The following is a 20,183-nucleotide window of genomic DNA, read 5'->3' on the forward strand; positions in this document are numbered from 1 at the left end:
ATCCGATGCTCTCCCGGGGTCGAGGCCTTGCGCCGCCGGTAAACGCAGTGCCGATGTGCGACCCGTGCTAAACTTGTTGGCAGTTGCAGTTGTGGTTCCCGAAACTTCAAGTGCCTTCGCGGCCGTATGCCGCCGGGCATTTTTGTATCTCCGGTGCTTATCCGGACGGGGTTCATTGTGGCAACGCAGGGGTTCACACCGCGTGGGCCCGCGGGCACTGCCCCCAAGGAGATGTGACATGGCTACTGGCACCGTCAAGTGGTTCAACGCGGAAAAGGGCTTCGGCTTCATCGAGCAGGACGGCGGCGGCCCGGACGTCTTCGCCCACTACTCGAACATCGCCGCGCAGGGCTTCCGTGAGCTCCAGGAAGGCCAGAAGGTGAACTTCGACGTCGTGCAGGGCCAGAAGGGTCCGCAGGCGGAGAACATCACTCCCGCCTGACGCCGAAACGCATGAGTAGGCTGGGGCCCCGCCTTGCGGCGGGGCCCCAGCCTACTGCTTTTGTATTCCGATCAAATTCTTTTAGTCTCACATTCGGCCCGTTCTTGCAATTCATCCGACTCATCCCTGTCGGGAATTCCTCGATGCGCGCCCTGTCGAGGAAGGTTCTCCATGAGCCGTTCAGCTCGCACGAACGACCGTTTCCGTCCACGGGGTCAGGATCTCCCCGGCGTCAGTCCAGGCGGCACCGGACGCCGCCCCTCCGCACCGCAGGGAGAGTTCGCGCTGCCGGTCACCGTCACTCCGGCCCTCCCCGCAGTTGGGACCTTCGGTGAACTGGACATGCCGGTCGAGTTGTTGAAGATGCTCACCGCTCTCGGGCTGAACGAGCCGTTCCCGATCCAGGCCGCCACGTTGCCGAACTCCCTGGCAGGGCGCGACGTCCTGGGCCGCGGGCGCACCGGATCGGGCAAGACGCTCGCCTTCGGTCTGGCGCTCCTCGTACGCACGGCCGGGCAGCGCGCCGAGTCGCGGAAGCCGCTGGCCCTGATCCTCGTCCCCACGCGCGAGCTGGCCCAGCAGGTCACCGATGCGCTCGCCCCGTATGCCCGGTTGCTGAAGCTGCGGCTGGCCACCGTGGTCGGCGGCATGTCGATCGGCAGGCAGGCCGGCGCACTGCGTGCCGGGGCCGAGGTGGTCATCGCGACTCCTGGCCGCCTCGCAGATCTCATCGAGCGCAAGGACTGCCGTCTGGACCGAGTGAACATCACCGTCCTGGACGAAGCCGACCAGATGGCGGACATGGGCTTCATGCCGCAGGTCACCGAACTGCTGGACCAGGTACGTCCCGACGGCCAGCGCATGCTCTTCTCGGCCACGCTGGACCGCAACATCGACCTCCTGGTCCGTCGTTACCTCCATGACCCGGTGGTCCATTCGGTCGACCCCTCGGCGGGCGCGGTCACCACGATGGAGCATCATGTGCTGCAGGTGCATGGCGCCGACAAGTACGCCACCGCCACCGAAATCGCTGCCCGCGACGGGCGCGTGATCATGTTCCTGGACACCAAGCACGCTGTCGACCAGTTCACCAGGCACCTGCTGAGCAGCGGCGTCAAGGCTGCGGCGCTGCACGGGGGCAAGTCGCAGCCCCAGCGCACCCGCACCCTGGCACAGTTCAAGAGCGGTGACGTCACGGCGCTGGTGGCCACCAACGTCGCGGCTCGGGGCATCCATGTCGACGACCTCGATCTCGTCGTCAACGTCGACCCGCCCAGCGACCACAAGGACTACCTGCACCGCGGCGGCCGTACTGCCCGCGCCGGCGAGTCCGGGGGTGTCGTCACGCTGGTCCTCCCCAGCCAGCGCCGGGACATGGCCCGTCTCATGTCCGACGCAGGCATCAGGCCGCAGATCACGCAGGTCCGTTCCGGCGAGGCCGAGCTGAGCCGCATCACCGGCGCACAGGCTCCCTCGGGTGTCCCCGTCGGCGGCAGCGGGCCGGTCGCGGAGCGCCCGAAGCGCGGCGGTGCCCCATTCCGCGGTCTGGGCACCCGCCCGGGGCGGGCCGGCGGCGAGTCTCGCCGGTCTGCTGAGGCCCGCCAGATCGCCGAGGCCCGCAAGGCCGCCCGGGTCCGTCGTGGCGCATAGGCCGGCAATGGGGTCCCTGTACGATCGCGAGCCCTGACCGTCACGTCGGCGGCCGCCAACCGGGCGCCCATGGCACTCGGCGTCGCTCCTCATCGTCCTGTCCGCCCTGCTCGCCTTGGTCATCGCCCCTGCCCACCCCGCCCGCGCGTACCACGGGGGCAGTTCCGCATGCGCCCTGCAAGGGACGACCGGGTACACCGACGAGGGCCGGCAGACCGACTACACGCGGTTCCAGAACCCCGTCGGCACCAAGCACGTGGCCGCGCTCTACGTCGACTTCCCCGACGCCGTCTGTACCTCACTGCCCCTGACGCCGTAGTACAACCAACTGTCGGGAACCGCCGACTGGATGTGGAACGCCTCCAACGGCAGGACATGGCTCGACCTTGAGGCCCCGTACGGCAACTGGGTGCGCATGCCCAAGAACTCCACCGACTACGACTGGGAGCGCCGCCCGGGCGCTGGCGTTGCGGCCGAAACTGGTGGTGTGCGACGAGCCCGTCTCCGCGCTCGACGTGTCGGTGCAGGCGCAGATCCTCAACCTCCTCAAGGACCTTCAGCAGGAGCATGGGCTCGCCTACGTGTTCATCGCGCACGATCTCGGCGCGGTCCGCCGGATCAGCACCCGCGTCGCGGTGATGTACCTGGGCACGGTCGTGGAGAGGGCCGACCGGGACACCCTGTACGCCAGTGCCGCGCACCCGTACACCCACGCCCTGCTCTCCGCCGTACCGCTGCCGGACCCGGACGCCGAACGGGCCCGCGAGCGGATCGTGCTGAGCGGCGACCTGCCCAGTCCGCTCGATCCGCCGAGCGGTTGTCCGTTCCGCACCCGTTGCCCGAGGGCGGCCGACCGCTGCGCCGCCGAGCGGCCCGTGCTGAGCGCGCTCGCTCCGGGGCACGAAGTCGCCTGCCACTACCCCGAGCCTCTGCCGCAGCCGCAGTCCACTTCGTTCACCGAGGAGAGGACCCCATGAGCCGCAGCTACCGCCTGCCCGGACTCGCCGTGACCGACCACACCTTCACCACGCCGCTCGACCACACCGAATCAGCGGGCCCCTCGATCCGGGTGTTCGCCCGGGAACTGTCCGACCGGCCCGCGTCGGCGAGCGGCTGCCCTGGCTGCTGTATCTGCAGGGCGGCCCCGGAGGCAGGTCACCCCGGCCGGTGACCCCCACCACTGGGTGGCTCGCCCGTGCCCTCAGAACCCATCGGGTGCTGCTGCTGGACCAACGCGGCACCGGACGCAGCACTCCGGTCACGGCCCGGTCGGCCGTGCGGTGCTCCGATGCCCGGGAGCTGGCCGGCCATCTCGCGTTCTTCCGCGCGGACTCGATCGTCGCCGACGCGGAGCTGATCCGTTATCAGCTGTGCGGGGACGGGCCATGGGAGACGCTGGGCCAGAGCTACGGAGGCTTCCTCACCCTCACCTACCTGTCCCGGGCCCCGGAAGGACTGCGTGCCTGCTACATCACCGGCGGCCTGCCCGGCCTGGAGGCCACAGCCGACGACGTGTACGCGGCCACGTATCCCCGGGTCAGGGAGAAGGTGAGCGCCTTCTACGCCCGTTACCCCGGTGACCGCGAGCTGGTCCGGCGGATCGCCGATCTGCTGGACCGCCGCACGGTGCGGCTGCCGGACGGGGACCGACTCACCGTTCGGCGGCTGCGCACGCTCGGCCTGATGCTGGGCATGGGAGACGGAGCCGAGCGCCTGCACTGGCTGCTGGACGAAGCCCTCGGCGCCGACGGAGAACCGACCTTCACCGATCCCGCCACGGGTGTCCGGATCGACGTCGACAACAGCAGCCCCCTCCATGACGAGATCTCGATCAGCAAGCCGTGAGAGCGGATCGTCCCCGCACCGGCTCACTCGGTCGGGCACGGTGATCCGGACGGCGTCTGCGCCACCGTGCGCAGGCCGGTGCGGCGACACAGGTGGCGACATAGCCCTCGCCCACCCTGCGGACGATCTCGTCGCCGTATGCCGCCAGAGGTCCGTCGCGGCGCCGGCCGAGGACGTGGCGGTACCAGAGAGGATCGCCGGCGAGGGGACGCACCACGACGCCGGGCACCTCGATGAACGTCGCCTGACAGAGGCTCGCGGCCAGGCCCGCCCGGACGGCACCGCCCCTGTCGGCCACAGGCGTCTGCAGCCGACACGGCCGCGTACCTGTCGGTCACAGACGCCGGGGGCCGAGGGGCGGCGACAACGAGTCCCCGCCCGGGACCTCAGGCTCTGCGCACGGCCCCACCGGCCGCGGGATTCCCTCACTGTCCGCGCTCACCGGGCGATTCGCTGGTGTGTGCGAAGCGACCCACGGTGTTATTCAATGAGGTGTGCGGTCGGGGATCTCGGGGCCCGTCGCACGGGTCCGAGTACGGCCCCGGCGCTGCGCCGGGGACTGCTGAGAGAGCCGCATGGACTCCACACCCTCTCCCTCGTCCTCCTCGCCGTTCGAACTGGTCAGCAGCGCCCTGGAGCGCTACATCCCGCGCGGCGGAGCGGCAGCGGCCGCCGGTCCTGCCGACGCGCAGGGCGACCCCACCGCCCGCCGACGCGCACCCGACATCCCGGCAGCCGGCCGTCAGGATCAGATTCTCGGCGCGGTCAACCTGGACAGGGATCTGAGGATCACCCGGTGCAATCTGGACGCCCCCGTATTCGCGGGGCTGGATGCCGTGGCCGGGAGCTCCTTCGTCGATCTCCTGCCCCCCGGGGACGTACCGACGGTCACACGGCGGTTGCGGCAGGTCCTGGAGACGGGTGAGGCGCACGTCGCCCGGATCCAGCGCCTGCGGCGCGGCGACGGGTCGGAGCTGGTGGTCTCGCTGAGCATCCTGCCCGCCGCGGCGCCTCAGGAGGGCCTGACCGTCTCCTTGATCGCCATGGCCAAGAGGCTGCACCTGTACGCCGCCGAGACCGCTATCGGCACCTCGCTGGACATCGGCGAGACCGCGCAGTCGCTGGCGCAGTCCCTGCTGGCCTGGGGAGACGTGGCCGCCGTCGACCTCGACTTCGCCGTGTGGACGGGCGAGGGAGTCACCGGGCAGGGGCAGGGGCGCATCCGGCTACGGCGGGCGGCCCTGGTGCCGGACCGGGCGTGGCCCGAGGGCTACGTGACTCCGGGCGACGATCTTCCCAGCGACGCGAGTCGCCTGCTGGCGCAGGCGGTACGGCGGGACGACGCCCCGCAGGCCATCGTCATACCCGACCGGGAGGCGGTCGAGCGGGTACTCGGCAGTCCGCGAGTGATGCGTGCCCTGGTGCCCGGTGACCGGTCGGCGGGTGTGGTGTGCATACCGCTTGTCTTGGACCGCGCGCCGCCCGTCGTGCTGGGCGTGGCGGAGGTCTGGCGGCGGGCGGACTGCCCCTTCCGTGACAGCGAGCTGTTCGACCTGCAGGAACTGGTGGCCAGGACCGCCCATCACGTCGACCTGGCCCGTCAGCACCAGCGCGAGCACACGCAGGTGCTGGCGTTGCAGCGCCGGCTGCTGCCCCGGACCGGCGGCGACACCATCGAGATCGCCAGCGTCTACCAGCCCGCCACGCCCGACAGCGCGGGCGTCGGCGGCGACTGGGTGAACAGCTTTCCGCTGCCGGACGGTCGTACCGCGCTGGTGGTCGGTGACGTCGTCGGGCACGGCCTGGGAGCCGCGGCAACCATGGGCCAGCTGAGCATGGAGGCCCGCGCGCTGCTGTCCGCGGGCCTGGCGCCCGACGAGGTGCTGGAGCACCTGGACGAGACCGTGACGCTGCTGGACGACGCGGAGTCCGGGCTGGCGGCCGGATACAGCGCCCTCGGGTCGACCTGCTGCATCGCCCTCTACGACCCGGTCAGCCACCACGTGGCGCTGTCCAGCGCCGGCCACCTCCCCCCGGTCCTGGTCTCACCGGACGGGCGCGCGGGCCCGCTCGCGGTCCGCCCTCACCCCGGCCTGGGCGCCGAGTTCGCGCTGCGGGAGCCGTTCGACGTGCACACGTTCGACGCACCCCCGGGCTCCCTGCTCGCCCTCTACACCGACGGCCTGGTGGAGGATCCGGCCTTGTCGATCGACGAGGGCATCGGCAGGCTGGCGGACGCCCTGTCCACGGTGCACCCCTGGGACGCGCTGCCGCAGGCCGCACGGCACGTCGCCTCCGCGCTCGCACCCGCGCGCCAGCGCGACGACGTGACCCTGCTGCTCGCGCGGATGATCGGCTACCGCAAGGGGGACACCGCGACCTGGCGGCTGCCCGCCCGCGACGACGCCCCCGCCCGTGCCCGCGCGCAGGTGTCCGCGCTGCTGCGGCGATGGCGCACCAGGGACGACACCCGGGACAACGTGGCGCTGCTTGTCAGCGAGCTGGTCACGAACGCGGTGCTTTTCGCCACCGGTCCCATCACGGTACGGCTGATCAGGACCGGTCACGGCCTGCTGTGCGAGGTGGGCGACACCAGCGGCGGCAGGCCACGTCTGAGCCGGGGCGGCCTCCTCGACGACGGCGGTCGTGGCCTGCACATCGTGCACAGGCTCACCACCCGGTGGGGGGTGCGGTGGACGGACACCGGCAAGGTGGTCTGGGCGGAAGTCGCGAGGTGACGCGGCTGCGGGGCGGGGGCGCGGCCGGCGCATGGGAGCGCGGCGAGGGTGCGGGCGGCGTACGCGTCACCCGGCGCCACCGACGGTACGGACGGTTCCCTTGACGGTACCGGTGACGCGGACGGCCCGTTCGCCGGTACGGGCGGCGCGGGCCCGCACTACAGCCACTCCCCTTCCAGGGCGGTGGCGGTGAGGCCGGGTGCCGCCGCGTACAGGACGGCGCGATTGCCCGGCTTCTGCCCCGCGTCGTGCGCTCGCCGCATGATGTCGAACACGGCGGCGCCTCCGCGGTTGCCGCTGGTGTAGCTGTCCCGGCTGTGGTCCAGCAGCCCCGACGGCCACGCGTCGGGCATCGTCTGCTCCATGTACTCCAGCACCCGGGTCCCGCCGGGGTGCGCCAGCAGCACGTCGGGGTGCCAGGCGTCGGGCTCGTCCTGGTAACGGACACGCAGCCACTCCCACATCGCGGTGACCGTCTCCTGCACGGCGCGCGGCCCGCGCCGGTCCATGACGAAGTGGGTGCCGTCCGCCCGCGTATCCAGCCGGTGCAGGTCCTGGGTGCCGGGCAGGGTGTGGTGCCAGGCGGCGTCCAGTCGCAGCACCGACTCGCGCCTCGGGCGGCCCGTGACCACCGCGGCGACCGCGGTGTCCGCGAACAGCAACCGGACGATCAGGGACTCGAGAGTGTCGTCCGCGGGTTGGTAGGTCGTGCTCAGCGCCTCCGCGATCACGACCAGGACGACCCGGTCGGGGTCCGCGGCCACGAGATCCGCCGCCAGCGCCAGGGAGCGGGTCCCCGCGATACAGGCCCACTGCGTGGCCGGCAGCAGCATCACGTCCTTGCGGAGCGGAAGCCTGTTGGCCAGGGCGATGTCCAGACCCGGCAGCGCCGGGGTGGTGGAGTGACTGGTGATCAGGCAGTCGATGTCTGCGGCGTCCAGCCCGGCGATCTGCAGGGCCCCGCGCGCCGCACGCTCCCCGTAGGACTGCACGGCCTCCCAGGCCGGCGCGGTGCGCTCCTGGACGGTCTGCGGCGCGGGTATCGCCTCAAGTGCGGCGATCACGCGGTCCACGTCCTGCTGGGTGAACCCGTCGCGTGCCAACGCCCCTTGGGCCGACCCGATGCCGACAGCCCGCAGGCCGCCGCCGTTGCCGGGCGTGACGGCGGCCTCCAGCGGCAGCATCCACCCGCGGGTCTCGATGCCCGTGCTGGCCGCGATGCCGTCGATCCGCGGCGCCCACGCCGCGTGCGGATGCCGGTCGCGCACCTCCGCCACGATCTGGCTGGTCTCCACGGCGTGTTCGCCGTGTATCACGGCAGGAGGGCAGAGGTAAGCGGCCATAATGTGGCACCTTTCCGGGGAAAAAAGCAGGAATGTCACGAGTGCTGTGTCATGGGTCACTTTGAAACTTCGCGCCCAAGGGGTTGCCGATGAGCTCCACTTCGGGAGTCGGAGTCCGTTTCGAGCATGAACGCTAAATGGACATTTCTGCTGTGATGCACACAACTTAGGCAGCGCTTTGGGTGCGTGACGCGGCACACACCGTTGAAGCAGGGGCCCTCAGAGGGGTTCCGCAGGTGCTACCTGACCTACCGTCAGTAAGGAGGCTGCCTGGTCACTGCCGCCGGAGCCGGGCGAGACCCCCGGAGGCACGGGCCACTCGACCACGGAGACTCTCCGTGACCGGGAAGAGGTGCGCCGCGATCGGGAAGCTGTCCGACGTGACGGGCGAGAGCGGATGGCGTCCCGCCGAGGTCGCCGTTGGCGAATTCGGCGGGACGTCTGCCGGTGATCTACCCGGCCGGGGGCGATGGCGCCGTTCGGCGTGTGGGGACACGAGCGTGAGGTGTTCGCGGTGTCGCTGCATCCGCCCGTGCGAGGTTCCGACCCAGACGGCCGAGGCCGCCCGGCCGGCGTTCCCGATGGGCTGCCCGTGCGTGCGGTTCCGGGACGTGCCTGGTCCGTTGTTCACCGACGATGACTTCGCTGATCTGTCCCTGCGATGCGGTCAACCGGCCTGACCGCCATATCAGTTGGGCATCGCCGGCGCCCAACGCACCGATTCCACCCATGTCCTGGCCGCCGTGCCTCGGCTGGACCGGCCGGAGTTGATCTTCGAGCATCTGCGGCGGCCTTGAACGCTCTGGCCGCAGCGGCTCCGCAATGGCCGGCCGGGAGGGTTCCGGCCGACTGGTTCGACCGCTACGGGCGCCGCATCGAGGACTACCGGCTGCCGCGCGGCGAGCAGGCACGCACCGAGTACGCCGAGCAGACCGGCGACCACGGCTGCGGCTGATGGGCTGGGCTTCTGCTCCCGATGCGCCGCCCTGGCTGAGACAGTTGCCGTCCATCGAGACGCTGCGCATGGTCTGGGTCCAGCAGTTCTGGTTGGACGACGGACGGGTACGGCTGCGCGAGCCGAAGCGCATGGCGCCCTCCCGCTTACGCGTCGACTCGCCCTACGACGGCGAGGCCCGCTACAGCACCAAACGCGGCGCCGACTGGCGCGGCTACAAGGTGCACCTGACCGAGGTCCGCGACGCGGACGCTCCGCACCTGATCACCCATGACCCGCGTACTGGGTGCACTCGGGGGATGCGACAACGCGGCGAGGTGCCGTGCCAGGCGTCGCGGACCCGGGATGATCCAAACGACACCCCCTAAGGGGCAGAGTTGCCGCGGCCGCCTCGGGGGCCGGGGACGCGATCGCCGGTGGCGCCGCGGGCCGGCGTCCGTCGGCCGGATCCGCGGACAACCTTGCCAGAGGCAGCACCGGTCGCCGCCCCGTCCCCGGCCCGGCGGTCGGAACTGCGGCGGCCCGAGCCGACATCACCCTCCGTGGCCCTGCCGGCCACCGTCCGGCGGGCAGAACGGCGTCCACTGCTTGCCGAAGGACCGTCAGCCAGTGCTGCCCCGGCCGCGGTCCGGCGGTTCGAGCCCCGGTCCCTCGTTCTGGTGGCAGCGTCTGTTGCCGCTGTGCTGCCGCCGTTTCGTCGGCGCCCGGACCGCTTGCCGGGCTCGGTGCCGGCCTTCCGGTCCGGGCGGGACGTCGTCGGTGTCGCCGGCTGGGGGACCTCGATGGTGACGGGGACGCCGGAGGGCTCGCGGGCGCCCGTAATGGTGGCCAGTTCCGCGTCGCTCGACTTGATGCGGGCCGTTCGGGGGCGGATGCCCGCGTCCGACATGAGCTGGGTGACGTCCCGTTTCTGGTCGGGCAGGACCAATGTGACCACACTGCCGGAGCCGCCCGCGCGGGCCGTGCGTCCGCCCCGGTGGAGGTAGTCCTTGTGGTCGGTGGGGGGATCGACGTTCACGACGAGGTCGAGGTCGTCGATGTGTATGCCCCGGGCCGCGACGTTCGTCGCCACGAGCGCGGTGACCTGGCCGTTCTTGAACTGTTCCAGGGTGCGGTTGCGCTGCGGCTGGGAGCGGCCTCCGTGCAGCGCCGCCGCGCGGACACCGACGGCCAGGAGCCGTTTGGCGAGCCGGTCGGCGGACCTCTTGGTGTCGAGGAACAGGATGACGCGGCCGTCACGGGCCGCGATGCGCGTGGTGACGGCCTTCTTGTCGGTCTCGTCCAGGACGTGGAGCACGTGGTGCGCCATGGTGGTCACCGCCCCCGCGGACGGGTCCACGGAGTGCACCACCGGGTCGGTCAGGAACCGCTGCACCAGGCGGTCGATGTTGCGGTCCAGGGTGGCCGAGAAGAGCATGCGCTGTCCGTCGGGCCGTACTTGCTGGATCACCTTGGTGATCTGCGGCAGGAAGCCCATGTCGGTCATCTGGTCGGCTTCGTCCAGCACTGTGATGCGTACGTGGCCGAGCACGCAGTCCCCGCGTTCCACGAGGTCGTTGAGCCTGCCGGGAGTCGCCACGAGTACCTCCGCGCCGCGCCGGAGCGCCGCGGCCTGCTTGGCGATGGACAGCCCGCCGACCACGGTGGCCAGCCGGAGGTTGACCGCCGTGGCGTAGGGGGTCAGTGCGTCGGTGACCTGCTGGGCGAGTTCACGGGTGGGCACCAGCACGAGGGCGAGGGGTGCCCTCGGCTCCGCACGCAGTCCGCCCGTGCGGGCCAGGAGCGCAAGCCCGAACGCCAGGGTCTTGCCGGAGCCGGTGCGTCCCCGTCCCAGCAGATCACGGCCGGCGAGCGAGTTGGGCAGCGTGGCGGCCTGGATGGGGAAGGGAGTGGTGACGCCTTGCGCGGTGAGGGTCTTCAGCAGCCCCGCGGGCATGTCCAGACCGGCGAAGTCCTCGACGGCGGGGAGCGCGGGTGTCGTGCTTTCCGGCAGCCGGAACTCCCTTGGCGACGACGCGGACTGCGGGGGTGACGAGGCGCGCCGGTTCGGCTTCTGGGGCCTGCGGGACATGCGGTTGTCTGCCTTCCTGGAAACAGCACAAACCGGGGTCCGCACCATGACGGTGCGGACCCCGGGTGGGCGGATACGCGTCCGGCGATCAGGCGGGGACGATGTTCTCCGCCTGGGGGCCCTTCTGGCCCTGCGTGACGTCGAAGGAGACCCGCTGGCCCTCCTGGAGCTCACGGAAGCCCTGGGTCGCGATGTTCGAGTAGTGGGCGAAGACGTCGGGCCCGCCGCCGTCCTGCGCGATGAAGCCGAAACCCTTTTCAGCGTTGAACCACTTCACGGTTCCCTGTGCCATGACCTTCTCCGTTCTGTAGGCAGAGGCCCCATCCGGAGATGCCGGAAAAACAAATAACGCGCCTGAAGGGAAACATTCCTGTCAGGCGCACATAGGTTCATGGGTACCACAACTGCAACTCCGGAAGCCTAGCACAGCTCGGTGGACCGTGATGGACCACCGGGACGCGGCACCGGGCTCGGACGGTTGCCGTCGGCCGATCAGGTGCGGGGATGGGTTTCGTACATGCGTACCGCCACGAGGAGGCCGGAGGCGCCGGTCAGGGCGGCGACGGCCCAGACGGCGGTGGTGAGGCCGTAGGCGTCGGCGAGGGCTCCGGCGAGCAGGGCGCCGACGGCGAAGCCGCCGTCGCGCCACAGCCGGTAGACGCCGACCGAGCGGGCGCGCCAGGCGGGGTGGGCGACGTCGCCGACGGCGGCCAGCAGGGTGGGGTAGACCAGGGCGGTTCCGGCGCCGAGGAGGACCTGGGCCGCGGCCCAGACGGGAAATGTGCTGCCGGTCGCCACCAGGGCAATGGCCGCGGCTTGGATCATCATGCCGGCGGTGATCAGGTGCTTGCGGCCGATCCGGTCGGACCACCAGCCGGTCAGCAGTTGCCCGAACCCCCACACCGCGGGGTAGAGGGCGGCCAGGACGCCGATCCGGGCCACGGACAGGCCGTGGGCGGCGAACAGCAGGGGGAAGATGCCCCAGGCGAGGGCGTCGTTGAGGTTGTTGACCATGCCTGCCTGGCAGACGGCGGACAGTGCCCGGTCGCGGAAACTGGTGATCCAGGCGATCTGTCCGGTGGTCGGTTCGCCGAGACGGCCGCGGTTGGCCGGCGCGGACACGGGGGTTCCCCCTGCCCTGGGCGAGCCGAGCGCGTGGGGGAGGGCGGCCTCGGCGCGGGCGTGACCCAGGGTCTCGCGGACGGCGAGGGTGGACAGGCCGAGACCGAGGGCGGCGTAGGCGGCACCGAGCAGGAAGGGGGCGGGCCGCAGCCCGGCGTGGGCGGCGATGGCGCCCGTGGCCATCGCGGTGACCGCGAGGGCGACGTAGCCGGAAGCTTCGTTGAAGCCCATGGCCAGCCCCCGGCTGGCGGGCCCGACCAGGTCGATCTTCATGATGACGGTGGTGGACCAGGTCAGTCCCTGGTTGATGCCGAGCAGAACGTTGGCGAAGACGATCCAGCCCCAGGCCGGTCCCCAGATCAGCAGCATCGGCACGGGCAGGGCCACCAGCCAGCCGGCGACCAGCACGGGTTTGCGTCCGTAGCGGTCGGAGAGGGTGCCGGCGAAGAAGTTCGTGATCGCCTTGGTGGCACCGAAGGCCACGATGTAGGTCAGTGCGGCGGTGTAGGCGGACAGGTGGAAGACGTCGCGTGCCAGCAGCGGCAGCACGGTGCGTTCCTGCCCGAGCATGCCGCCGACGAGGGCGTTGACCGCCACCAGGAGGGCGAACTGCGCGAGGTTGGCACGCAGTCCGAGCCGTATGCCACTGCCCGGGGCGGTGGTGCCGGCGGTCACGCACCCTCCTTCAGGGGGCGGCCGGTGGCCTTCGCCCAGTCGTCGGGGTCGCCGTCGAGGACCGCGAGGTCGTGGTGTCCGGCCCGCTGCAGGAGACTGGCGGCGGTCATGGCGCGCTCGCCGTGCCCGCAGTGCACCACCGCGCCGGTGGGTGCTTCGCCGGTGCGAGCGGGCAGTGCGCCGAGTTCGATGCCGACGGCTCCGGGAATGTGGCCGGCGGCGTGCTCGGCGGGCCGGCGGACGTCGAGGACCGGGCGGTCGCCGATACGGTCCGCGGTGAGCAGTTCGATCGTCTGCTGCTCGCCCCCCTCGGCGATCCAGGAGGTCATCGGCAGATGGCCCGCGAGGCGTTCGTAGCCGATCTTCAGGGCCTGCCAGGTGAGCTCGGTCAGGTCCTGGCCGGGGTTGGTGACGAAGGCCAGCGGGCTGTCGTCGGGCAGGAGCCAGCCGAGCCAGGTGGCGAACTGGTCGCGCAGTGGGATGGAGAGGGCGCCCGGGATGTGACCGGCGGCGAAGTCCCTCATCGGGCGGACGTCGACCACCTGCCCGCCCCGGCCCGGCAACTGGCGTACCTGGATCGCGGAGAGGGGCGGGAGGCCGGGTTCCGTTCCGAGGACGGCGGGACCGCGCCGGTTGGTCTCGGCGAGGCGGTCGAAGTAGCCGGGATAGGTACCGAGGCTGCCCAGCAGCCGTCTTACGAAAGTGTCCTCGTCGGGCGCGGCGAGCAGCGGGTTGGTCTGCTTCTCGGCGCCGATCGTGGTGGTGCGTTCGGCACCGGGAGGGGCCGAGCAGAAGGAGCCGGCGCCATGGGTGGGCCAGACTGCCGTCTCGTCGGGCAGCGCGGCCAGGCGCAGGAGCGAGTGGTACTGCGCGCGGGCCAGTTCCTCGGCCCGGTCCGCGCCGAGAAGGTCGGTACGGGCGGCCGAGCCGACGATCAGCGAGCCGCCGGTGAACACCCCCAGCTCGCGGGCCCCGTCCAGGAGGAGGAAGGACAGATGCTCGTCGGTGTGGCCGGGGGTGGCGAGCGCCCGCAGTGTCAGTCCGCCCAGGTCGATCTCGTCGTCGTCGGCCAGGCCGCGGTGCGGGAAGGCACGGCCCGGGGCGGCAGAGGCCAGCACGGTGGCATCGTCGTCGTGGGCGAGCTGGAGCGCACCGGTGAGGAAGTCGGCGTGCAGGTGGGTGTCGGCCGCGTACGCCACAGTGAGCCCGCGCTGCCGGGCCGCCCGGCGCAGGGCGCGCAGGTCCCGGGAGGCGTCCACCGCCAGGGCGCGGCCCTCGCCGAGATCCACGAGGTAGGCACTGTTTCCCAGCCCGGCGTCGACGAGCGGTATCAGGTGGTCGTCGGCGAAGCCCATCGGATCCTCCGGGGTCCACGGCAGGGAACGGTCGCTTCAGCGCCCTCTCCTCTCTACAATATTCCATGGATTTATGGAGGATGTCATGGGAGATGCCGCGCGCAAAGCCGCGCTGTACGACGCCTTCGCTCGCACCGGCAAGGCGCTGAGCAGTGGAAAGCGACTGGAGTTGCTCGATCTGCTGGCCCAGGGCGAGCGCTCCGTCGACGCCCTCGCCAAGGCCGCCGGCCTGAACCTGACCACTGCCTCGGCCCACCTGCAGACCCTCAAACAGGCCGGCCTGGTCGTCACCCGCCGGGACGGAGTGCGCATCCACTACCGGCTAGCGGGGGACGACGTCGCCGCCCTGTACGCGCTGCTGCGCCGGGTCGCCCAGGCCCACCATGACGCGGTCGAGCCCGCCCGGGCCGCCTATCTCGGTCCCGTCGACGGCGAGGAGGTCGGCCGTGAGGAACTGCTCGCCCGTGCGGCGGCGGGCGAGGTCGTCGTCCTGGACGTGCGGCCCGCCGAGGAGTACGCGGCGGGCCACATCCCCGGCGCTGTCTCCATCCCGGTCGGGGAACTCGCCGACCGCATCGCCGAGTTGCCGCAGGAGACGGAGGTGGTGGCGTACTGCCGGGGCGCCTACTGCGTGCTCGCTCACGACGCCGTACGCCTGCTGAACGCGCGCGGCCGCAGGGCGGTCCGGCTGACGGACGGAATGCTGGAGTGGCGGCTGGCCGAGCTGCCCGTGGAGACGGAGAGTGCCGCGTGATCCCCGTACACCCCGGCCTCGAAGGCAGGCCGGTCTACCTCGACCACAACGCCACCACCCCCGTCGACCCACGGGTGGTGGAGGCGATGCTGCCGTACCTGGCGGACCGGTTCGGCAACCCCTCCAGCGCCCACGCCTATGCCACCGGGCCCAGGTCGGCACTGGCGCACGCCCGCCGGCAGGTGGCCGAGCTCATCGGCGCACAGCCCGGGGAGATCGTGTTCACCGGTTCCGGCTCGGAGGCCGACAACCTCGCCCTGCGCGGCACCGTGCTGGCCGCCAAGGCCGACCGCCCCCACGTGATCACGCAGATCACCGAGCACCCGGCGGTGCTGGAGACCTGCCGGGCTCTTCAGCGGTGGCACGGCGCGGAGGTCACCTACCTGCCGGTCGACCGGGACGGCCTCGTCGATCCCGCGGCCCTGGCCGCCGCGCTCTCCGAACGCACTGTGCTGGTCTCGGTCATGGCCGCCAACAACGAGACCGGCGCCCTGCAGCCGATCACCGAGCTCGCCCGCGTCGCCCGCGCCCACGGTGCGCTGTTCCACTGCGACGCCGCGCAGGCCGTGGGTAAAGTCCCGCTGGACGTGGACCAGTTGGGCGTGGACCTGCTGACCGTCGTCGGGCACAAGATGTACGCGCCGAAGGGTATCGCCGCCCTGTACGTACGCGAGGGCGTCGCCCTCGAACCCCTCGTCTACGGGGGAGGGCAGGAGTGCGGGCTGCGGGCCGGCACCGAGAACGTCGCCCTCGCCGTCGCCCTGGGCGCGGCCGCCGAACTCGCCGCCCAGGAGCCGGCCGCCGCCGGCCACGACCGCATCCGGCAGCTGCGCGACCGTCTCCATGCACAGCTGGCCGAGGCGCTGCCCGGCCGGGTCCACCTCAACGGGCCCGCCGAAGCCCGCCTGCCCAACACCCTCAACATCAGTATCGACGGCATCCGTGGCCACGAACTCCTGGCCGCCGTACCCGAGGTGGCCTCCTCCACCGGTTCGGCCTGCCACAGCGGCGACCACACGCCCTCACCGGTGCTGCGCGCCATGGGCCTGGACGACGACCGGGCCCTGTCGGCCCTGCGCCTGTCCCTGGGCCGCTGGACCACACCGGCGGACATCGACCTGGCAGCCCGCTTGCTGACCACCGCAGCCAGTGCCCGGGGGCGGGCGAGCGGCGACGGGCGGTGACCGGTTCCGAGAGGTGGCCGCTCGCGCGGTTCGGTGCAGCGGGGGCCGACGCGTACGAACGGGGCGTCCGAAACGTGTCGGCCGCGAACGGGTGACCCTGGCCGCCTGTCGGGGAGTCGCCCCGGATTCAGGCTCTTGTCCGGGAGAATGCACGGCCATGACGACCGAGCACGCTCACGACCGCGGTGACCAGAGTGACCCCACCCTGTACCGCTCTCCGGCGGACGCGATCGCCGCGCCTGCGGAGAAGCTCGCCTATGTCGTCGGGTTCGACCCGGCCGCCCAGTGCCCGGACGCGCTGTTCACCGTCGGCACCGACCCCGAATCCCCCGACTACGGCAGTGTGATCTCCCACGCCGAGCTGCCCGACCTGGGCAACGAACTGCACCACTTCGGCTGGAACGCCTGCTCGAGCGCGCTGGCCCATGCCGGTCATCATCACGCTGCGCGGCGCTACCTCATCGTCCCCGGACTGCGCTCCTCCCGGGTGCACGTCTTCGACACCAGCCCCGATCCCGCGCGGCCGCACCTGGTCAAGGTGATCGAGCCCGAGGAACTGGCCGCCAAGGCCGGATACTCGCGCCCGCACACCCTGCACTGTGGCCCCGACGGAATGTTCCTGTCCTGCCTGGGCGGCGCGGACGGTGCGGACGGGCCCGGCGGCGTCGCGCTGCTGGACCACGAAAGCTTCGAAGTGCTGCGCCCCTGGGAGAGCGACCGCGGACCGCAGCGGATGGCCTACGACATCTGGTGGCATCTGCGTCAGAACATCGCCGTGACCAGCGAGTGGGGAACCCCCTCGATGATCGAGGACGGCCTTGTCCCCGAACTGTTGCTGAGCCGCCAGTACGGCCACTCGCTGCACTTCTGGGACCTGGACGCCGGCCGGCACCGGCAGCGTGTCGATCTGGGGGACGAGAACCAGATGGTGCTGGAGCTGCGTCCGGCACACGACCCCGAGGCGACATGGGGGTTCGCGAACACCGTGATCAACGTCGAGGACCTGTCGGCATCGGTGTGGCTGTGGAACCGGGAGGGCGAGGACTACGTGGTCCGCAAGGTGATCACGATCCCCGCGGAGCCCGCGCAGCCGGAGGACCTTCCCCCGGCGTTGCGGCCGTTCGGCGCAGTGCCCCCGTTGATCACCGACATCGACCTGTCGGTGGACGACCAGTGGCTGTACGTCTCCGCCTGGGGAACCGGCGATCTGCTCCAGTACGACGTAAGTGACCCGTCCCGTCCCAGGCAGACCGGGTCCGTACGTCTTGGTGGCATCGTCGGCCGGCAGCCGCATCCCGCCGAGCCGGACGTTCCGCTGACGGGCGGAGCACAGATGGTCGAGCTCAGCCGCGACGGGCGGCGCGTGTATGTGACGAACTCCCTGTACGCCGCCTGGGACGCGCAGTTCTATCCCGCGGGCATCGACCCGTGGATGGTCAAACTCGACGCCGACACCTCGCACGGCGGGCTCTCCGTCGACAGGCGCTTCTTCCCGCACGGCCCGGACTTCCTCGGCCTGCGCGTGCACCAGACGCGCCTGCAAGGAGGCGACGCCTCCTCGGACTCGTACTGCTACCGCCGCTGACCGTTCCTGCCGCCGCGGGCGTCCACTCGCCTCAGGCCGGCTTGCGCCACACGGAGATGTGCTTCGCGGAGTCCTGGGTGAAGGGCGCCCCGTCCCAGTCCGCGACGCGCCGTTCCGGCTCGAGCCCCGCGATCCGGGCCATCAGGTCGAGCTCCGCCGGCCACGCGTACCGGTGCCGGGACATGTCGCGGCGATAGCGGCCGTCGTCGCCGTCCCGGGTGAGGTGGTGCGAGACGAGGATCTGCTCGACCAGGTCGAAGGTGTCGAAGCCGAGGTGCCGCTCGGAGACGTCGAACGGCACCGCGACCTGCCCGGGCGGCAGGAACCGCAGTGGTGGCACGCCCAGCTCGATGACGAACCGGCCGCCAGGCGTCAGGTGTCGTGCGGCGTTCCGGAAACACTCGACCTGTTCGTCCTGCGTGAGCAGGTTCGTGATGGTGTTGTAGACGAGATAGACCAGGGTGAACTCGCCGGGGACGGTGGTCGTGGCCATGTCCCCGATGGTGACGGGGAGCATGTCCTCGTCGATCTTGCGCCGCAGGACCGCTGCCATGTGCTCGGACAGTTCGATCCCGGCCACGGGTACTCCGCGCTCCCGGAGCGGCAGGCCCACTCGTCCGGTTCCGATGGCGAACTCCAGCGCCCGGCCGTCGCCGGCGAGTCCGGCGAGGAAGTCGAGCGTCGGTCCGAGGACGGCCGCCGAGGACATCTCGCCCTCCTCGGCGTCGTAGCGGTCGGCGGTCGCTCTGCTCCACAGTTCACTGCTCGTCACAGGCGGCCACTTTGCCGGGTGCGGCAGGGCGGTGTCGACGCGTTTTTACAGCGTTGCGCGGGCGGGATATGGGTCGTTGGGCGCGCTGCCTGGCCCCGTCGGCCCTCTGCGCCCGAGTGATCGCGACCTACGGTGGAGGGCAGGGAGATCGCCTGATTCGGCAGGAGGCAAGCAGGTGGAGATCGTTGCGTATGGCGTTCTCGTGGACGAGGAGCCGTTGCTGCGGGAGGCCTTCGACAAGGCGTTTGCCGGCTGTCACGAGTTGCGCTGTCTGGGGATGTTCCTGGACCGGGACACCGTCCCGACCGCGGTCGGCCACGAGGTCGTGCTCAGCAGTGTCAACGACACCCTGGACGCCGAGGTCCTGCGCTCGCTGGCCGAGGGCGGCACCCGGATGATCGCCCAGCGGTCCACCGGTCACAACAACATCGACCTGGCCGCCGCCCGGGAACTCGGCCTCACGGTGGCCAGGGTCTCGTACTACTCGCCGTACTCCGTCGCCGAGTTCGCCTGGACGCTGGCCCTCGCCGTCGACCGCCGGATCGTTCGGGCCGCCCACCGCACGCGGGAGTTCGACTTCAGGCTCGACGGGCTGATGGGCCGCGATCTGCGAGGGCGGACGGCTGGAGTGGTGGGCACCGGAAAGATCGGGGCCGCCTTCGCACGGATCGCCCACGGGTTCGGAATGCGGCTGCTGGGCTGGGACGTCGCCGAGAATCCCGACTGCCTCGCCCTCGGTATGGAGTACGTCCCGCGCGAGCAGCTGTTCGCCGAGGCGGACCTGGTCAGCCTGCACGTGCCGCTCCTGCCGGACACCCACCACCTCGTCGACGCCAAGGCCCTGGCGCTGATGAAGGACGAGGCGATCCTGATCAACTCCAGCCGCGGTGGCCTGGTGGACACCGACGCCCTGCTGGAGACGCTGCGCGCGGGACGGCTCAGCGGGGTCGGCCTGGACGTGTACGAGGAGGAGGCCGGGGTGTTCTTCCTCGACAAGTCGCTGGAGGTGATGGCCGACGAACGCCTCGCGCGGCTGATGACCTTCAGCAACGTCCTGGTCACCTCGCACCAGGCGTACTTCACCCGGGACGCCGTCGGTCAGATCGCCCGGACCACCGTGGCCAACATCGAGGACTTCCTCGCCGACCGCTCCAGCGCCAACACCCTCGTCCGGCCCGGGACAGCCTGACGCCCGAGTGAGGAAGACGGCCTCTGCCCGTGTCCGGCGCCGACGCCGCGCGCCGTGCCCGATGTGTCCCCTGCCGCGGCGGGAACAGGGCCATTGGGCCATCCGGAGGCCGTTGTGGGGTTCTTCGGCCCTCTCCGGCCCGGGTACCCCTCCGACGATCATGAGGCGACGGCCGGGAAGGGCCGGCCACCCACGGCACTTCCCGGCCGTCGTCTACATGGCAGAAGGAGCAGAAGGAGTGGACACCGTCCGGTGGACGAGACGCAGGAACAGCACGTGGGGACCGTACGGCCGAGGGACGTGGCGGTGGTCTCCGGGACCGGGGGGACAGCCGGACGAGCCGAGCCGGCCCCGGGCGGACGGCCGTCGTGGCCCTGGAAGGGCAGGTAGAGAGCGAGACAACACCCATGGCGACGACAGACCATGACCGGCCGATGCGGTGCACGACCACCTCCAGGTCGAGGTCGGAGCCGACCGCCAGGACCGCGTCCAGCAACGTGCGC

The 20,183-nt window shown here is 71.2% G+C and carries 16 protein-coding genes and 2 pseudogenes; 12 read left to right on the forward strand and 6 right to left on the reverse strand.

From position 1 onward, the window contains the following. Positions 1 to 238: 238 nt before the first annotated feature. The 6 genes and pseudogenes from AB0A61_RS08425 to AB0A61_RS08450 all read left to right on the forward strand — a co-directional run bounded on the left by AB0A61_RS08425 (position 239) and on the right by AB0A61_RS08450 (position 6,675). The gene (locus AB0A61_RS08425; protein ID WP_351907225.1) at positions 239 to 442 is read left to right on the forward strand and encodes a cold-shock protein; all 204 of its coding nucleotides are present in this window, start codon (positions 239 to 241) and stop codon (positions 440 to 442) included. A gap of 171 nt (positions 443 to 613) precedes the next feature. After that, a complete protein-coding gene (locus AB0A61_RS08430; protein WP_361288124.1) occupies positions 614 to 2,092 on the forward strand; it encodes a DEAD/DEAH box helicase in 1,479 nt (492 codons plus the stop codon). Positions 2,093 to 2,207: 115 nt separating this feature from the next. Then, complete coding sequence (locus tag AB0A61_RS08435) at positions 2,208 to 2,411, forward strand: hypothetical protein (RefSeq protein ID WP_361288127.1); 204 nt, start codon at positions 2,208 to 2,210, stop codon at positions 2,409 to 2,411. A gap of 133 nt (positions 2,412 to 2,544) precedes the next feature. Further along, positions 2,545 to 3,069: pseudogene (locus AB0A61_RS08440) on the forward strand (ABC transporter ATP-binding protein); the annotation flags it as partial. After that, positions 3,066 to 3,847: pseudogene (locus AB0A61_RS08445) on the forward strand (alpha/beta fold hydrolase); the annotation flags it as partial. The pseudogenes AB0A61_RS08440 and AB0A61_RS08445, both read left to right, overlap by 4 nt. Positions 3,848 to 4,512: 665 nt before the next feature. Continuing rightward, a complete protein-coding gene (locus tag AB0A61_RS08450) occupies positions 4,513 to 6,675 on the forward strand; it encodes a SpoIIE family protein phosphatase (protein WP_361288130.1) in 2,163 nt (720 codons plus the stop codon). A gap of 158 nt (positions 6,676 to 6,833) precedes the next feature. Here AB0A61_RS08450 and AB0A61_RS08455 read toward each other — a convergent pair whose 3' ends face one another. Further along, on the reverse strand, positions 6,834 to 8,018 hold the full coding sequence (locus AB0A61_RS08455; protein ID WP_361288133.1) for a type III polyketide synthase: 1,185 nt from the start codon (positions 8,016 to 8,018) through the stop codon (positions 6,834 to 6,836). Positions 8,019 to 8,811: 793 nt separating this feature from the next. Here AB0A61_RS08455 and AB0A61_RS08460 point away from each other — a divergent pair. Together AB0A61_RS08460 and AB0A61_RS08465 are read left to right on the forward strand one after the other, a co-directional pair. Beyond that, positions 8,812 to 8,973 (forward strand): hypothetical protein, encoded by a 162-nt coding sequence (locus AB0A61_RS08460; RefSeq protein ID WP_361288136.1) that lies wholly within the window; start codon positions 8,812 to 8,814, stop codon positions 8,971 to 8,973. Next, positions 8,973 to 9,341 (forward strand): hypothetical protein, encoded by a 369-nt coding sequence (locus AB0A61_RS08465; RefSeq protein ID WP_361288139.1) that lies wholly within the window; start codon positions 8,973 to 8,975, stop codon positions 9,339 to 9,341. The genes AB0A61_RS08460 and AB0A61_RS08465 overlap by 1 nt, the downstream gene beginning before the upstream one ends. On the opposite strand, the gene AB0A61_RS08470 is transcribed toward AB0A61_RS08465, so the two are convergent. The 4 genes from AB0A61_RS08470 to AB0A61_RS08485 all read right to left on the reverse strand — a co-directional run bounded on the left by AB0A61_RS08470 (position 9,338) and on the right by AB0A61_RS08485 (position 14,196). After that, on the reverse strand, positions 9,338 to 11,044 hold the full coding sequence (locus AB0A61_RS08470; protein WP_361288142.1) for a DEAD/DEAH box helicase: 1,707 nt from the start codon (positions 11,042 to 11,044) through the stop codon (positions 9,338 to 9,340). The two genes, AB0A61_RS08465 and AB0A61_RS08470, sit on opposite strands and share 4 nt — an antisense overlap. A gap of 88 nt (positions 11,045 to 11,132) precedes the next feature. Continuing rightward, positions 11,133 to 11,336: a cold-shock protein gene (locus AB0A61_RS08475; RefSeq protein ID WP_031161015.1), complete on the reverse strand. Its 204-nt coding sequence runs from the start codon at positions 11,334 to 11,336 to the stop codon at positions 11,133 to 11,135. A gap of 200 nt (positions 11,337 to 11,536) precedes the next feature. Continuing rightward, complete coding sequence (locus AB0A61_RS08480; RefSeq protein WP_361288145.1) at positions 11,537 to 12,841, reverse strand: MFS transporter; 1,305 nt, start codon at positions 12,839 to 12,841, stop codon at positions 11,537 to 11,539. After that, the gene (locus tag AB0A61_RS08485; RefSeq protein WP_361288148.1) at positions 12,838 to 14,196 is read right to left on the reverse strand and encodes an MBL fold metallo-hydrolase; all 1,359 of its coding nucleotides are present in this window, start codon (positions 14,194 to 14,196) and stop codon (positions 12,838 to 12,840) included. Before AB0A61_RS08485 ends, AB0A61_RS08480 begins: the two co-directional genes overlap by 4 nt. Positions 14,197 to 14,281: 85 nt before the next feature. Between AB0A61_RS08485 and AB0A61_RS08490 the strand changes: the two genes are divergently transcribed. The 3 genes from AB0A61_RS08490 (at position 14,282) to AB0A61_RS08500 (ending at position 17,719) form a co-directional block, all read left to right on the forward strand. Next, positions 14,282 to 14,950, forward strand: coding sequence for a metalloregulator ArsR/SmtB family transcription factor (locus tag AB0A61_RS08490; RefSeq protein WP_361288151.1), 669 nt, complete (start codon positions 14,282 to 14,284; stop codon positions 14,948 to 14,950). Continuing rightward, positions 14,947 to 16,134, forward strand: a complete 1,188-nt coding sequence (locus AB0A61_RS08495; protein WP_361288154.1) for a cysteine desulfurase family protein — start codon at positions 14,947 to 14,949, stop codon at positions 16,132 to 16,134. Before AB0A61_RS08490 ends, AB0A61_RS08495 begins: the two co-directional genes overlap by 4 nt. A 157-nt stretch (positions 16,135 to 16,291) precedes the next feature. After that, positions 16,292 to 17,719, forward strand: coding sequence for a selenium-binding protein SBP56-related protein (locus AB0A61_RS08500; protein ID WP_361288157.1), 1,428 nt, complete (start codon positions 16,292 to 16,294; stop codon positions 17,717 to 17,719). 31 nt (positions 17,720 to 17,750) lie between these two features. Here the strand turns inward: AB0A61_RS08500 and AB0A61_RS08505 are convergent, their stop codons facing one another. Next, positions 17,751 to 18,491 (reverse strand): class I SAM-dependent methyltransferase, encoded by a 741-nt coding sequence (locus tag AB0A61_RS08505; RefSeq protein ID WP_361288160.1) that lies wholly within the window; start codon positions 18,489 to 18,491, stop codon positions 17,751 to 17,753. A gap of 175 nt (positions 18,492 to 18,666) precedes the next feature. Between AB0A61_RS08505 and AB0A61_RS08510 the strand changes: the two genes are divergently transcribed. Further along, positions 18,667 to 19,680, forward strand: a complete 1,014-nt coding sequence (locus tag AB0A61_RS08510) for a 2-hydroxyacid dehydrogenase (protein ID WP_361288163.1) — start codon at positions 18,667 to 18,669, stop codon at positions 19,678 to 19,680. The last annotated feature ends 503 nt before the right edge of the window (positions 19,681 to 20,183 follow it).

The organism is Streptomyces sp. NPDC046197, from assembly GCF_040646295.1.
Classification (GTDB): Bacteria; Actinomycetota; Actinomycetes; order Streptomycetales; family Streptomycetaceae; genus Streptomyces.